This is a genomic window from Streptomyces sp. P17 (genome assembly GCF_032436805.1).
Taxonomy (GTDB): Bacteria; Actinomycetota; Actinomycetes; order Streptomycetales; family Streptomycetaceae; genus Streptomyces.
This window is the reverse complement of record NZ_JAVRBF010001010.1, coordinates 1-262: the sequence shown is the minus strand read 5'-3', so window position 1 is coordinate 262 and position 262 is coordinate 1. Positions and strand designations below refer to the sequence as shown.

Sequence of the window (262 nt, the reverse complement as noted above, 5' to 3'; positions counted from 1 at the left end):
CGTCTCGGAGGACCTGCTCCCCTAGATGACGAAGGGGGAACGATGTCTCTTTCTTGCGTTTGGCAACGTCAGGTGAGCCCGTACTTCGTCATCTTGGTATGCAGCAGCTGGCGGTGTATCCCGAGCTTTCGGGCGGCCTCTGTTCGATTGCCGCCGCTTTGGGCGAGGGCTGTGGTGATCATTTTGCGCTCGTGTTGCTCGAGCGCTGCCGGCAGGTCCTCCGCGACGATGCCTTGCGTTTCCGCGCCGGCCGACGACGAGA

Annotated in this window: 1 protein-coding gene; it reads right to left on the bottom strand. The window is 62.2% G+C overall.

Annotated elements, in window-relative coordinates; translation table 11 throughout:
* Positions 1-68 precede the first annotated feature (68 nt).
* Positions 69-262 (bottom strand): helix-turn-helix domain-containing protein (locus tag RMT89_RS43760; RefSeq protein WP_315889322.1); only part of this gene is annotated, 194 nt, incomplete at its 5' end.